General features: G+C 74.0%; 13 protein-coding genes. 5 read left to right on the top strand and 8 right to left on the bottom strand.

The genetic code is table 11. The features are described 5' to 3' along the window. The first annotated feature begins 121 nt into the window (after nt 1–121). Entirely contained in the window at nt 122–2,881 is a 2,760-nt protein-coding gene (locus AB0J42_RS12575) for a CHAT domain-containing protein (RefSeq protein ID WP_364292334.1), read from the top strand. Nucleotides 2,882–2,969: 88 nt separating this feature from the next. Then, nucleotides 2,970–3,686 carry an HNH endonuclease family protein gene (locus tag AB0J42_RS12570; protein WP_364292331.1) on the top strand — a complete coding sequence of 239 codons (717 nt, stop codon included), beginning with the start codon at nt 2,970–2,972 and terminating at the stop codon, nt 3,684–3,686. 6 nt (nt 3,687–3,692) lie between these two features. Here the strand turns inward: AB0J42_RS12570 and AB0J42_RS12565 are convergent, their stop codons facing one another. Beyond that, nucleotides 3,693–4,523 (bottom strand): GDSL-type esterase/lipase family protein, encoded by an 831-nt coding sequence (locus tag AB0J42_RS12565; RefSeq protein WP_364292328.1) that lies wholly within the window; start codon nt 4,521–4,523, stop codon nt 3,693–3,695. A 159-nt stretch (nt 4,524–4,682) separates the two neighbouring features. Between AB0J42_RS12565 and AB0J42_RS12560 the strand changes: the two genes are divergently transcribed. After that, nucleotides 4,683–5,912, top strand: coding sequence for an isochorismate synthase (locus tag AB0J42_RS12560; protein WP_364292325.1), 1,230 nt, complete (start codon nt 4,683–4,685; stop codon nt 5,910–5,912). 43 nt (nt 5,913–5,955) lie between these two features. On the opposite strand, the gene AB0J42_RS12555 is transcribed toward AB0J42_RS12560, so the two are convergent. From AB0J42_RS12555 to AB0J42_RS12530, 6 genes are all read right to left on the bottom strand, one after another. Next, nucleotides 5,956–6,570, bottom strand: coding sequence for a YigZ family protein (locus AB0J42_RS12555; protein ID WP_364292322.1), 615 nt, complete (start codon nt 6,568–6,570; stop codon nt 5,956–5,958). 86 nt (nt 6,571–6,656) lie between these two features. Then, nucleotides 6,657–7,415: an ATP-binding cassette domain-containing protein gene (locus tag AB0J42_RS12550; RefSeq protein WP_364292319.1), complete on the bottom strand. Its 759-nt coding sequence runs from the start codon at nt 7,413–7,415 to the stop codon at nt 6,657–6,659. Then, nucleotides 7,412–8,452 carry an ABC transporter permease gene (locus AB0J42_RS12545; RefSeq protein ID WP_364292316.1) on the bottom strand — a complete coding sequence of 347 codons (1,041 nt, stop codon included), beginning with the start codon at nt 8,450–8,452 and terminating at the stop codon, nt 7,412–7,414. The genes AB0J42_RS12550 and AB0J42_RS12545 overlap by 4 nt, the downstream gene beginning before the upstream one ends. Beyond that, nucleotides 8,449–9,414, bottom strand: a complete 966-nt coding sequence (locus tag AB0J42_RS12540) for a sugar ABC transporter substrate-binding protein (RefSeq protein ID WP_364292313.1) — start codon at nt 9,412–9,414, stop codon at nt 8,449–8,451. The genes AB0J42_RS12545 and AB0J42_RS12540 overlap by 4 nt, the downstream gene beginning before the upstream one ends. Nucleotides 9,415–9,655: 241 nt before the next feature. Beyond that, nucleotides 9,656–10,483 (bottom strand): CoA ester lyase, encoded by an 828-nt coding sequence (locus AB0J42_RS12535; protein WP_364292310.1) that lies wholly within the window; start codon nt 10,481–10,483, stop codon nt 9,656–9,658. Next, nucleotides 10,480–11,667 (bottom strand): CoA transferase, encoded by a 1,188-nt coding sequence (locus AB0J42_RS12530; RefSeq protein WP_364292307.1) that lies wholly within the window; start codon nt 11,665–11,667, stop codon nt 10,480–10,482. The genes AB0J42_RS12535 and AB0J42_RS12530 overlap by 4 nt, the downstream gene beginning before the upstream one ends. Before the next feature lie 54 nt (nt 11,668–11,721). Between AB0J42_RS12530 and AB0J42_RS12525 the strand changes: the two genes are divergently transcribed. Both AB0J42_RS12525 and AB0J42_RS12520 read left to right on the top strand, forming a co-directional pair. After that, nucleotides 11,722–12,378 carry a GntR family transcriptional regulator gene (locus tag AB0J42_RS12525; protein ID WP_364292304.1) on the top strand — a complete coding sequence of 219 codons (657 nt, stop codon included), beginning with the start codon at nt 11,722–11,724 and terminating at the stop codon, nt 12,376–12,378. Continuing rightward, nucleotides 12,375–13,064: an HAD family hydrolase gene (locus AB0J42_RS12520; protein WP_364292301.1), complete on the top strand. Its 690-nt coding sequence runs from the start codon at nt 12,375–12,377 to the stop codon at nt 13,062–13,064. The genes AB0J42_RS12525 and AB0J42_RS12520 overlap by 4 nt, the downstream gene beginning before the upstream one ends. Nucleotides 13,065–13,131: 67 nt before the next feature. Here AB0J42_RS12520 and AB0J42_RS12515 read toward each other — a convergent pair whose 3' ends face one another. Beyond that, nucleotides 13,132–13,911, bottom strand: coding sequence for an inositol monophosphatase family protein (locus tag AB0J42_RS12515; protein WP_364292298.1), 780 nt, complete (start codon nt 13,909–13,911; stop codon nt 13,132–13,134). Between the last annotated feature and the right edge of the window lie 39 nt (nt 13,912–13,950).

Genomic DNA, 13,950 nt, shown 5'->3' with positions numbered 1-13,950 from the left:
CGGGCTTGCGGGTGACGGGTGAGCGTCGGCGCGGGTGAGTATCGGCGAGGGCCTGCGGCTGATACAGGTGACTGTCGGCGCGGGCTTGCGGGTGGGACAGGTGAGCGTTCAAAGTCGGAACATGCCGGACCCCGCCCCCTCCCGGCCGGACGCGCCCGGCCTGCTGCCCCTGGCCCTGTCGCGCCCGCACGAGGCGCTGGGCCGGGCCCGTGACCTGCTCACCGCCGGGGCGCCGCCGCTGGAGGCGTCCTTCGCCCACCAGGCCATCGGGATCGTGCTGCGCGAGTTCGGCGACATCGACGCGGCGGTCGAGGAACTGGAGACGGCCCGCCGCCTGGCCCGCCGGTCCGGTTCGGCGGAGCGGGAGGCCGACGTGCGGGCGACGCTGGGTGTCGCGCTCGCCTTCGCGGGCCGTACGACCGCGGCACGGAACACGCTCAACGCGGCCGTCCGCCAGTCCACCGGCCATCTGCACGGGCGGATCCTGCTGCGCCGGGGCGGTGTGCTGGCCACGCTGGGCCACCACCGTGACGCGCTGGCCGACCTCAACAGCGCCGTCACCGTACTGCGGGCCGCCGCCGACCCCGTCTGGGAGGCCCGCGCCCGCACCGAGCGCGCCGCCTGCGACCTCGCCCTCGGCGGCGTGACCAGGGCCGCCACCGACCTGAGCAGGGCCGAGGAGCTGTTCAACGCGACCGGCCAGGAGCTGGAGTCGGCCGACGCGATCGTGCACCGCGGCGTGCTGGCCTTGCGCATCGGCGACCTGCCGGCCGCGCTCGCCTGCTTCGACCAGGCCGCCGAGCGGTTCGGCGAGCTCGGCCTGCCCGACCCCAACCTCGCCATCCAGCGCTGCGCCGCCCTGCTCGCCGCCGGCCTGCCGTACGACGCCCTGGAGGAGGCGCACACCGCGCTGCACCGTCTCGAACGCACCCACGGCCAGGCCACCAAGAGAGCCGAACTGGAACTGACCGCCGCAGCCTGTGCCTTGGCCGCAGGTCAGAGCACCGCCGCGTTACACCACGCCACCCGCGCCGCCGACCTCTTCGGCCGCCAGCGCCGCCGCTGGTGGCGCGCCCACGCCACATTCATGATGGTCCGCGCCCAGGCCGCCCGACCACCCCACCTCCAGCACGACCCCGAACACGGCCAGGCCAGAGCGGAACCCCGCGACCCCGACAACGAACATGACGGTGCGGGATCTCGTCCAGGCACCGGGCGCGCTCGGACGTCAGGCGATGACGGGCTTCCCGAATCGGAACGTGGGGGCGGGTTGCTGCGGGAGGCGCGGCGGTGCGCCCGGGAGCTCGCCTCGCTGTCCTCGCCGGATCTGCCGCTGGCCCACCTCATCGCCGGGCGGCTGGCACTGGAGCTGGGCCGTACAAGCGCGGCACGTACACATCTGACCGCCGCCGCCCGGGGCCGCCGCCACGGCCCGGCGCTGTCGCGGGCGGTGGCCTGGCTCGCCGAGGCGTTACGCGCCGAGGCCGACCACGACGGGACCAGGCTGATGCGGGCGTGCAGGCGCGGCCTGGACGTGCTCGACCAGCACCGCGCCACGCTCGGCTCCAGCGAGCTGCGCGCCCAGGCCAGCGCGCACGGCGCCGAACTGGCCGCGCTCGGCCAGCGCCACGCCCTGCGCCTGGACCGTCCCCGCCTGCTGCTGGCCTGGAGCGAACGCTGGCGGGCCACCGCGCTCGCCGTTCCCCCCGTACGACCGCACGAAGACGAGCGCCTGCGGGCGGACCTGGCCGCGATCCGCGCCGTCACCGACCGGCTGGCGCGGGCCCGCGCGCGGGGACTGCCCACCGCGCACCTCACCGCCGAGCAGCTGCGGCTGGAGCGCGCCGCCCGCTCCCGCGCCCTGCACGCCCGCGGCCACGACAAGGGCGCCACCGGCTGCGACGTGCCGGCGCTCCTGGCCGAGCTGGGCGAAGACCGCCTGCTGGAGCTGGTCGACGTGGACGGCCGGCTGCACGTCCTGGTCTGCGGTTCCGGCCGGGTGCGCCGCTACCCCGCGGGTGAGACCGCGCAGGCCGCCCGCCACCTCGACATCGCCCGTTTCGGCCTGTCCCGGCTGACGCACGGCCGTTCCGCGCTCAGCCCCGCCGACCTGCTCGCCCAGGCGGAGAGGAGCGGCCGCGCGCTGGAGGAGACGCTGCTGGGCGAGGCCGCCCGCCATCTCGGCGGCGGCGAGGTGGTGATCGTCCCGCCGGGCCGGCTGCACGCGGTGCCGTGGGCGCTGCTGCCGAGCCTGCGTGACCGCGCGGTGAGCGTCGCCCCCTCGGCCGGCACGTGGCTGCGCGCCCGCCGCGCCGGTCCGCCCACCGGGGGCGAGGTGGTGCTGGTACGAGGGCCCGGCCTGCGTTCGGAGGGCGCCGAGATCCGCGACATCATCCCCGAGTACCCCTCCCCCGTCGTGCTGGGCGGCGGGACGGCGACGGTGGCCCGGATCCTGCGCGCGCTCGACGGAGCCCGGCTGGCGCACGTGGCAGCGCACGGCACCTTCCGCGCCGACAGCCCGCTGTTCTCGGCGCTGCGGGTGGACGACGGCCCGCTCACCGTCTACGACCTGGAGCAGCTGCGCCGGGCGCCCCGCCAGGTGGTGCTGTCGAGCTGCGACTCCGGGCTGACCGCGCCGACCGGCGCCGACGAGCTGCTGGGCCTGGCCGGTTCGCTGATCCAGCTCGGCACCACCGGCATCGTGGCCGGCGTGCTGCTGGTGAACGACGCGGCCGCGGTGCCGCTGATGGTGGAGCTGCACCGCCGGCTCGCGAAGGGCGCCTGCCTGCCCGCCGCGCTGCGCGACGCCCGCCGGGCGACGGCCACCGACCCGGTCGCCACCGCCACCGGCTGGTCCTTCGTCTCGCTCGGCACCTGCTGACCCCGCCGCCACGCATTCCTCACCGTGTCGGAACACGCCGCCGCGGGAACCTCTCCAGAGAAGTCGCCCCCGCCTCACGGAGCCCTGCTTGAGTGCCAAGGACGCCGTCGCCCTGTTCGCCGGAGTGGTCATCCTCGTCTCCCTCGCCAACCGCGCCGAGACCACCCCCCACGTCGCCGCCGCCAGCCCCCTCTCGAACGCCAGCGGCACCCTGCCCGGTCTCGCCCCCATCACGAGCGAGCAGGACAAGGCCCGCGCCCGCGCCGTCATCGCCCGCCTCAAGGTCAAGGGCCGCGGCCCCAGCACCGGCTACCGCCGCACCCGGTTCGGCGAGAACTGGGCCGACAGCGCCACCGGCGTCCCGTACGCGCGCAACGGCTGCCGCACCCGCGACGACCTGCTGGCCCGCGACGGCCGCAACGTCCGATACCGCGAGGGATCCACCTGCGTGGTGATCGCGATGGAGCTGTCCGACCCGTACACCGGGCAGCTCATCTCCTGGTCCAAGCGCGACCCGGGCGAGGTCCAGGTGGACCACGTGGTGCCGCTCGCCTACGCCTGGCGGATGGGCGCCTCCCGCTGGCCGATGGGCAAGCGGGTCGACTTCGCCAACGACCCGCTCAACCTGCTGCCGGTGAAGGGTTCCGCCAACGAGCAGAAGGAAGCGTCGGGCCCGGCGAGCTGGCTGCCGCCGCGGCGGCGCGTGCGCTGCGCGTACGTGACCCGCTTCGCCCAGGTCGCCGTCAAGTACGCGGTCCCGGTCACCCGCGCCGACAAGCGCGTCATGCTCGCCCAGTGCCGGTGACGGGGTTCAGCGGGGGTCGGCCCAGTCGAAGCCGTTGCCGAAGGTCAGCTCGGCCAGCACCCGCTGACCGGCGACGTTCGGGTGGAAGTAGTCCCACCGGGACACCTGCTTGAGCGTGAACGGGTAGGCGAACACGGCCCCGCCGTCGGTGCGGCACCAGCTGCGGGCCGCGCAGATCTCGGCCGCCTCCCGGTTGTAGTCCATGATCCGCGCTCGTACGTTCGCGCGCCGGCGCACGTCGGCCTTGGCGGTGGAGGTGGGCCGGGCCAGCATCGACTGACAGACCCGCCCGAGCCGCCACACGGTCCGCGCCTTCGCCTGGTCCTTGGCCACCTCCCACAGCCGGTGCACGTCCGGGATGCTCGCCAGCAGCACCCGCACCCCGGGCACCCCCGCCCGCAGCTGGTCCAGCGCCCGCTCCAGCCGGTACCGGTAGAGCGCCACCGACGTCATCCGCCCCTCGGAGGAGGTGCACGCGTCCTGCGCCCCGATCAGCACGGTCACGTAGTCGGCCCGTTCCGCCACCGCCTTGCGCACCTGCCCGAGCAGGTCGGCGCTGGCGGCGCCGGGCACCGCGTAGTTCTTGGGGGCCAGGCTCGCGCCGAGCGCCTTCAGCCGCACGTAGTGGCTGTCCACCGAGTCGTGCCGGCCCGCCGACCAGGACCGCGACCGGCACGAGAGGAAGAAGCCGCAGCTGTTGAACCCGGACGAGATCGAGTCGCCGAGCGCCGCCATCACCCGGGGCAGCGGCTCGCTCCGCAGCGGTTCGGCCACCGCCGTTCCCGAGCCCGCCAGCACCCCCGCGATCGCCAGCACCGGCGCCACCTTGTTGATCATGCACACACCGTAGGCAGCCGATCACCATGCGGCCATCACCTCCGGGCAACGTCTGCCATCTCTGAACCAACTCGCTATCGCCGCTTGACGATGGGACCGTAACGCCCATTCACGGGGGTCTTAGTCGAACGTGTTCAGATCCCGCATAGAGTGTCTCGGGTGAGTGTCGCGCTCGGAACTTCCCGTCATCTACCGGTTCGCACCACTCCTGTACGCGACCCCGGTAACCTGATCGCCAGCCTGCCCAAAACAGCACCTTTCGCATGGATCAGGCACGGCGAAGGACTCGTCGGATGGGGGGAGGCCGCGCGCGCCGACGTCCCGCCCGGCCCGGGCCGGTTCGCCTGGGCGCACCAGTGGCTGGCGAGCGTGTTCGAGGGCATACAGGTCGACGACCCGGTGGGCGTGCCCGGCAGCGGCCCGGTCGCCTTCGGCACCTTCACCTTCGACGAGAACTCCCCCGGCTCCACGCTGGTCGTCCCCCAGGCCGTGCTCGGTCGCAAGGACGGGCGGGCCTGGCTGACCACGATCGGCGACCCGCCGCTGGAGACGTTCTCCCCGCTCGCCGACCCGGGCCGGATCAGCTACGGCGACGGCAGCCTCACCGCGCCCGAATGGGAGCACGTGGTGGCCCGCGCCGCCCGCCGGATCCGCGCCGGCGAACTGGAGAAGGTCGTGCTCGCCCGCGACCTGCTGGCCACCGCCGAGCACCCGATCGACATCCGGCTCCTGCTGCTCCGCCTGGCCCGCCGCTACCCCGAGTGCTACGCGTTCTCGGTGGCCGGGCTGGTCGGCGCCACCCCCGAGCTGCTGATCCGGCGCACCGGCCAGGAGATCGAGTCGCTGGTGCTGGCGGGCACCACGCCCCGCGGCACCGGCCCGGAGGACGACCTGGCCCGCGGCGAGGCGCTGCTGGCCTCCGCCAAGGACCGCCACGAGCACGAGTACGCGATCGCCTCGGTCCGCCAGGCCCTCGGCCCGCTCTGCTCCTCGCTGCGCACGCCCGACGAGCCGGAGCTGCTGATGCTCCCGAACGTGCAGCACCTGGCCAGCCACGTCACCGGCCGGCTGGCCGACGGCGCGTCCGTGCTGGACGTGGTCGCGGCCATGCACCCGACGGCCGCGGTCGGCGGCACCCCGACGCCCACGGCCATCGAGGTGATCCGCGAGCTGGAGGGGATGGACCGGGCCGGCTACGCGGGGCCGGTCGGCTGGATCGACGCCCACGGCGACGGCGAGTGGGGCATCGCGCTGCGCTCCGGCATCGTCGAGGGCCGCCGGGCCCGGTTGTTCGCCGGGGGCGGCATCATGGGCGACTCCGACCCGGCCGCCGAGCTGGCCGAGGCCCAGGCGAAGTTCCGCGTCATGCAGTACGCGCTCGAAGGCTGACCCGCTCAGGCGGGCAGGCGGACGCGCTCGAAGGCTGACCCGCTCAGGCGGGCAGGTGGACGTGCTCGCCGGGCGTCACGCGCGCCCGGCCCGCCGTCAGCGTCGCCACCCAGTCGGTGAACGCCGCGACCTCGTCCTCGCCGACCGCCACCGCGAACTCGGCCGCCTGCCCGTAGGTCACCCCGCGCACCGGGTAGCGCGAGGCCCGCAGGTCGTTCTCCACCCGGCCCGCCTGGTCGTGCGCCACCGACACGGTCATCAGCCGGGCGGGCACCATCCGCACCGCCTCGGCCCGGTCCAGCGTCTCGGTCACCGCCGACCCGTACGCCCGCACCAGCCCGCCGGCGCCGAGCAGCGTGCCGCCGAAGTAGCGCGTCACCACCGCCACCACCCGGTCGAACCCGCGCCCCACCAGCGCCTGCACCATCGGCGTGCCGGCGGTGCCGCCGGGCTCGCCGTCGTCGTCGCCCCTGCGGTCCTGCCCGATCACGTAGGCGGTGCAGTTGTGCGTGGCCGACGGGTGCAGCCGCCGCCGCTCGGCGATGAACGCCGCGGCCTGCTCCGTCGTCTCGGCCGGGGCGATCGCGCAGATGAAGCGGGAGCGCTTGGCCTCCGTCTCGTGCTCGATGGGGCTCTTCAGGGTCAGGTACGAGGACACGCCTTCAAGGCTAGGCCCCGCCGTCGTCGATCTCGAACCCCGGAGCGCACGGCGTGACCCGGCCGGGCGCCTTTACATTGTAGATTTCAATCCCGTTCGAGCTCGTGGGCCAGCTCCTCCAGCTCGGCCGCGCCCGCCATCAGAGAGGTCAGCCGCTCCCTGCTGATGTCGGCCTTGGCGTACTGCCCCAGGCTCGTCCCCCGGTTCAGCAGGAGGAACCGGTCCCCCACCGGATAGGCGTGGTGCGGGTTGTGGGTGATGAACACCACCCCCAGCCCCCGGTCGCGGGCCGCGGCGATGTAGCGCAGCACCACCCCGGCCTGCTTGACGCCGAGCGCGGAGGTGGGCTCGTCCAGGATGAGCACGCGCGCGCCGAAGTACACCGCGCGGGCGATCGCCACCGACTGCCGCTCCCCTCCGGACAGCGTGCCGACCGGCTGGTCCACGTCCCGGACGTCGATGCCCATCGCGCGCAGCTCGTCGCGCGCCACCCGCCTGGCCCGGCGCACGTCGAAGCCGAGCAGGCCCCTGCGCGGCTCCGACCCGAGGAAGAAGTTCCGCCACACCGACATCAGCGGGATCATCGCCAGATCCTGGTAGACCGTGGAGATGCCGCGGTCGAGCGCGTCACGCGGGCTCGCGAACCGGGCCTCGGCCCCGTCGACCAGCAGCGACCCGGCGTCGTGCTGATGCACCCCGGACAGGATCTTGATGAGCGTCGACTTGCCGGCCCCGTTGTCGCCGAGCACGCAGGTGACCTGGCCGGCCTCCACCGACATCGACACCTCGCGCAGCGCCAGCACCGAGCCGAACGACTTGCCGATGCCCCTCGTCTCCAGGATCAATGCCTGACCCCCTCGGCGTAGCGGCGCACCAGGCGGTTGGCGAGCGTGGCCAGCAGCAGCATCGCGCCCAGGAAGAACTTGAACCAGTCGGCGTCCCACCCCAGGAACACGATGCCCTTGTCGGCCATCCCGAAGATCACCGCCCCGATCGCCGCGCCGATCGCCGACCCGTACCCGCCGGTGAGCAGGCAGCCGCCGATCACCGCCGCGATGATGTAGATGAACTCCTGCCCGATGCCCACGTTGGCCTGCACCGACGTGTAGCGCAGCGCCAGGATCGAGCCGACCAGCCAGGCGGCGAACGCCGTCGTCATGAACAGCGCGATCTTCGTGCGGGCCGCGGGCACCCCGACCGCGCGGGCCGCCTTCTCGTCGCCGCCCACCGCGAAGATCCAGTTGCCCTGGCGGGAACGCATGAGCACCCAGGTCGCGACCGCGGTGACCAGCAGCCACCACAGGATCGCCACCCGGAACGAACTCCCGCCGATCTCGACCGTACCGGCGAAGACCGTGCGCGCCCCCTCGTACCCGGAGGCCGAGCGCAACCCCCCGACCTGCACCGTGCCGGTGAGCGCCTTGGTGACGCCGAGGTTTATGCCCTGCAGCATCAGGAACGTGCCGAGCGTCACGATGAAGCTCGGCAGCCGGGTCCTGGTCACGATCAGCCCGTTGAACAGGCCGACGGCGAGCGCCACGACCAGGCCGGCGAGCATCGCCACCCAGACGTTCAGGCCGTACCGGGTGGCGAGCGTCACCAGGATCAGCCCGGTCGTGCCGGTCAGCACGCCCGCCGACAGGTCGAACTCGCCGCCGATCATCAGCAGCGCGACCGCGACCGCCATGATGCCGAGCGTCGCCGCCGGGTCCAGCCAGTTGGCGATGCCGTCCAGCGAGCGGAAGACCGCCGACTGGCTCGCGAAGAACGTGAACACCACGATCGCCCCGACGACCGCGCCCAGCTCGGGCCGGATGAGCAGGCGGCGCAGGAGGCCGACGTCGGCGACCCGCTCGTCCGCGCGGCTCGTGGCGGCCGTCATCGCGTGCCCGCCTCCGCGAGCTTGGCCACCCGCTCGGCGTTCTCCTTGGTGACGAACCCGGGGCCGGTGTTGACCGGCAGGCCGCCGCCGACGGTGTTCAGGTTGTTCTTGTACAGGTGGAGGAACGTGATCGGCAGGTAGCCCTGGAGGTACTGCTGCTGGTCCACCGCGAACAGGATCTCGTCGGCCTGGATCGCGGCGACCACGTCGGCCGACAGGTCGAAGGTGGCCAGCTTGGCCTGCGAACCCGAGTCCCTGATCGCGTCCCTGGCGGCCACCGCGACGGCCGGGTTCAGCGCCAGCACCCCGTTCACCGACTGGTCCGACTGGAGCTTGGCGGTGACCTTCGAGGTGACGTCGGCCAGGTTGCTCACGTCGACCTGCAGCCGCTCGACGGCGCCGCCGAGCGTCTCCTCGGCGCCCGTGCAGCGCTGGTCGAGCCCGATGTTCCCGGCCTCGTGGATCACGCACAGCAGCTTCGTCACCCCGGCGGACTTGAGCTGCTCGCCGGCGCCGCGCCCCGCCACGTCCTCCGACTGGCCGACGTGCGTGATCGCGCCGAACTCCTTGGACGAGTCAGCTCCTGAGTTGATGGTCACCACCGGGATCCCCGCCGCCACCGCCTTGCCCACCGCCTCGCGCAGCGCGTCCGGGTTGGCCATGGACACCACGATGCCGTCCGCCTGGCCGGACACCGCCTGGTCGATGAGCTGCGACTGCTTGGCGGGGTCGCCGTCGCCCTGGTACGTGACGGTCACGCCGTACTCCTGCCCGGCGGCTTCGGCGCCGTTCTTGACCACGTCCCAGAAGGAGTCTCCGGGGGCGCCGTGGGTGATCACCGCGTACTCGCCGCCGCCTGCCGGAGGCGCCGATCCGGGCTCCGCGTTCTGCTCGGCCGGCGCGGAGCAGGCGGTCAGCGCCAGGGCGCTCGCCAGTGCCAGCACGACAGGGATTCGTCTCATGGACACCTCCAGAGCGATGGGCTCGCCCCGGTTCTACCTCAATATCATCCGTATGTATAGACATACAGACCAATGAGACCAGCGGCCTGACCCCTGGGGGAACGGGCACGGAACGTCCCCAAGCGGCCCTGAGGAGGACGGAGACGGCGAGCAGGAGGACGGCCCCGCCGCGGCACGGGGGCGGCGGCGCGGAACAGGCGAGGGCGGCCCCTACCACGGTGCGGGATGCGCGAGGGCGGCTCTACGAGGGCTGCGAAGGTTCGGTGAGCTGGGCGGCGAGGGTGAGGGTGCGGCGGGCGCGGGCCACGATGGGGGCGTCGACGAAGGCGCCGCCCGGCAGGGCCAGCGCGCCGCCGCCCGCGGTCTCGGCCGCCCGCACGATCTCGGCGGCCCGCGCCGTCTCCTCCGGCGTCGGGCGGAACGCGGCCCTGATCACCGGGATCTGCCGCGGGTGGATGGCGGTACGACCGAACAGGCCCAGCGTCCGCCCGTGCGCACAGGACGCCGCCAGCCCGGCCTCGTCTCGTACGTCCGGATAGACGGAGAGCGGCACCGGCGGCAGCCCCGCGGCGGCGGCGGCCAGCACGGCGCTCAGGCGCAGGTGGTCCAGCGCGGGCCCGCCGGTGACGGACAGCTCGGCCGCCAGGTCCTGCTCGCCGAGGGCGATGCCGTCGACGCACGGGTGGGCGGCGATGGCCCGCGCCTCCAGGATCCCGGCGGCGGACTCCAGCAGCGGGTACGCCCGCGCGCCCAGCCGCTCCACCAGGTCGAGCGTGGCCGCCGACTCCACCTTGGGCAGCCGTACCGCGTCGGCGGCCCCGGCCAGCTCGGCGAGGTCGTCCAGCCCGCGCTGGGTGCTCAGGTCGTTGACCCGCACGTGCACGGGCGGCCCGCCGGCCGGGCGGGCGCGCAGGTAGGCGGCGGCGTGGGCGCGGGCCTCGTCCTTGCGGGCGGGCGGGACCGCGTCCTCCAGGTCGATGATGACCACGTCGGCACCGGACGCGGCCGCCTTGGCGAACCGTTCCGGCCGGTCCCCGGGCACGTACAACCAGGTGACGGGGATGGTCACGCGATCACCCCGCTCTCGCGCAACCGGGCGATCTCGTCCGGCGGGTAGGAGAGCTCGCCGAGCACGGCGTCGGTGTCGCGCCCGAGGGGGCGGCCGGGCCAGCGCACCTCGCCCGGGGTGTCGGAGAGGCGGAAGAGCACGTTCTGCACGGTGACCGAGCCCAGCTCCTCGTCGGGCAGCTCGACGAACGTGTTCAGCGCCGCGTACTGGGGGTCGTCGGCGATGTCGGTGACGTCGTAGACGGGCGCGACCGCGGCCTGCGCCTCCTCGAAGCGGGCGACGACCTCGGCGGCGTCGCGGGCGGCGATCCAGGAGGCGACGGCCTCGTCCAGTTCGTCGACGTGCTCCACGCGCCCGGCGCCGCTCTTGAACCAGGGCTGTTCGGCCAGGTCGGGCCGCCCGACCAGGGTCATGACGCGCTCGGCGATCGGCTGGGCGCTGGTGGAGATCGCCAGCCAGCGGCCGTCGCGGGTGCGGTAGGTGTTGCGCGGCGCGTTGCTGCTCGACCTGTTGCCGGTGCGCCGCGGCACCGCGCCGGTCGCCTTGTAGGCGGTCATCTGGGGGCCGAGCAGGGCGAGGATGGGCTCGATGATGGCCAGGTCGACGACCTGCCCGCGGCCGGTCCGCTCACGGGCGCGGAGCGCGACCATGACCGCGTAGGCCATGGCGAGGCCCGCGATGCCGTCGGCCAGCGCGAGCGGCGGCAGCGTCGGCGGACCGCCGGGCTCCCCCGTCATCGCCGCGAACCCGCTCATGGCCTCTGCCAGGGTGCCGAACCCGGGCCGCGCCGCCATCGGCCCGAACTGCCCGAACCCGGTCATCCGGGCCACGATCAGCCGGGGGTTGCGCTCCAGCAGCACGTCCGGGCCGATCCCCCAGCGTTCCAGCGTGCCGGGCCGGAAGTTCTCCACGAGCACGTCGGAGCGGCCGGCGAGGCGGCGCAGGATCTCCTGGCCCTCGGCCCGCGACAGGTCGACGGCGGCGGCCCGCTTGTTGCGGGCGAGCGTCTTCCACCACAGCCCCACCCCGTCGGCCGAGGCGCCGTGGCCGCGCGCCGGGTCGCCGCGCCGCGGATGCTCGATCTTGATCACGTCCGCGCCGAAGTCGCCGAGCATCATCGCGGCGGTGGGCCCGGCGAAGAGCGTGGCGGCGTCGATGACCCGTAAACCCGCGAGACTCGTCATATTCATATAAGTTATAAGAAAAAGGGCCTGGGTCAACTTTGGGAGACTTACCCCATGACCTCCGACCACCGGCCGCCCATGAGCAAGGCCGACTACGTCTACCGCGTGCTGCTGGAGGAGATCCGCACCGCCCGCATCCCCGGCGGGACCGCCCTGCGGGCCGGGGCGGTCGCGCGGCGGCTCGGCGTCTCGGTCACCCCGGTACGGGAGGCGCTGCGCAGGCTGGAGAGGGACCGCCTGATCAGCTACGAGGCGCACCACGGCGCGACGGTGGTCGACCTGGGCGACGACGCGCTGGAGGAGTTCTACGGGCTGCGCGCGGTCGTCGAGGGCTTCGGGGCGCGGCTGGCGGCGGCCCGGATCACCGCCGAGGAGCTGGCCGGGCTGCGCGACCTGCACGCCTCGATGACCCGCGACGCCGACGCCGGCCGCCACGACCGGCTGGCCGGCCAGAGCAGGGACTTCCACCTGCGGATCACCGACATCGGCGGCCCGGCGTTCCTCGGCCGGCAGGCCAGGGCGGTGCGCGACAGCTTCCCGGTGCCCGCCGGGGCGTCCCAGTGGCTCGATCCCGACCAGGCCCGCCGTCAGCTCGCCGCGCACGCGGACGTGCTCGCGGCCCTGGAGCGGGGGGACGGTGAGGCGGCCGAGCAAGCGATGATCGACCATGTCCGGGAGGCCGGCGAATACCGCAGGAGGACGACGACGTGATCAACGGCATTCTGTTCGACCTGGACGGCACCCTTCTCGAGCACCGGACCGCCGCCGACACCGCGATCGGCGCGTGGGTGTCGGAGCGGGCCCCGGGCAACCCCCGGCTGGGCGAGGCGGCCGCGCTCTGGGCGGCGCTGGAGGAGCCGCACCTGGCGGCCTGGCACGCGGGCGAGTGCTCGTGGCAGGAGCAGCGGCGCCGCCGTCTGCGGGCGCTCTGCGCGGAGCTGGCCATCGAGCCCCCCGCCGACCTGGACGCGGCCTTCGCCGAATTCACCGGGCACTACCGGCGGGGCTGGACGGCCTTCGCCGACGCGGCGGCGGCGCTGGCCGCGCTGGACGGGTTCCGGATCGGGGTGCTGACCAACGGCGCCCAGGAGATCCAGGAGGAGAAGGTACGCGCCATCGGCCTGGAGGGGCGGGTGGGCCGGGTGCTGACCGGCGAGGTGCTGGGCGGCTGCTACAAGCCGGCGGAGGCCTGCTACACCGCGGCGGCGGCCGCGCTCGGGCTGCCGCCGCGGGAGGTGCTGCTGGTCGGCGACGACATCGTCAACGACGTGACGGGGCCGGCGGCGACGGGCATGCGCTCGGTCTGGCTCGACCGCCTGGGCACGTCCCCGGCCCCGGAGGGCTTCCCCCGCATCACGACCCTGACCGAACTCCCGTCCCTGCTGAGCACCCTCTGAAATCGCCACCCTGACCGGACCCCGGAGAACCGAGCCTCAAGCCCGCTCCCCGCGCGAGGACCGGCCCTTACCGCCTCTGCACGGTCACCCCTGCGAGGGCGGACGACTTCAGGTCGAAGGTGCCGACGTGGGCCAGGTAGTCGCCGGGCGCGACGGGGTCGCCCAGGTACACGCCGCCCGCCTGGCGGACCAGGAGGGCGCCCGCCGCCACGTCCCACGACTGGGCGCGGGTCGCGTAGGTCACGTCCGCCCAGCCCGCCGCGACGTGCGCCAGGCTGAGCGCGGCGCTGCCGGGCCTGCGCACGGCCGCGAACGCCTCGACCAGCCGCCCGTAGCGGCGCAGCCCCTCCTCGCCGTCGGCCTCCAGGTCGAGCGGCGACGGGTAGCTGCACAGCAGCATCGCCTCGCGGTCGCGGGCCGCCCCCGCGCTGCGGATCGGCTTCCCGCCGCACCAGGCCCCCTCGGTGGTGGCGGTGAACTCGTCCCCGCGTACGGGGTCGTACACCACTCCGGCCACCAGTTCGCCGCCGACGGCGGCGGCGATCGACACGCAGAAGAACGGCAGCCCGGCCGCGAAGTTGGCGGTGCCGTCGATGGGGTCGACATACCAGACCAGGTCGCCGGAGCCGGTCTCGCCGATCTCCTCCCCCACGATCGCACTGCCGGGGACCCGCTTCTCGATGACGGCCCGGATGGTCTCCTCGGCCGCCTTGTCGTGCTCGGTCACCGGGTCGTGGAAGTCGCGCTTGGTCGCCACCTCCGGCCGGGAGCGGAACGCCTCGCGCAGCCGCGGCCCCACGGCCCTGGCGGCCTCGACGGCGGTGTCCAGCAGTGCGGTCGTGTCCATCGGTCCCCCAAGAGAAGCAGTCATCACAGACAACCATGA

The organism is Nonomuraea sp. NPDC049649 (assembly GCF_040675175.1).
Classification (GTDB): Bacteria; Actinomycetota; Actinomycetes; order Streptosporangiales; family Streptosporangiaceae; genus Nonomuraea.
Note: the sequence above shows the minus strand (reverse complement) of the source record. Positions and strands in the feature narration are given on the sequence as shown.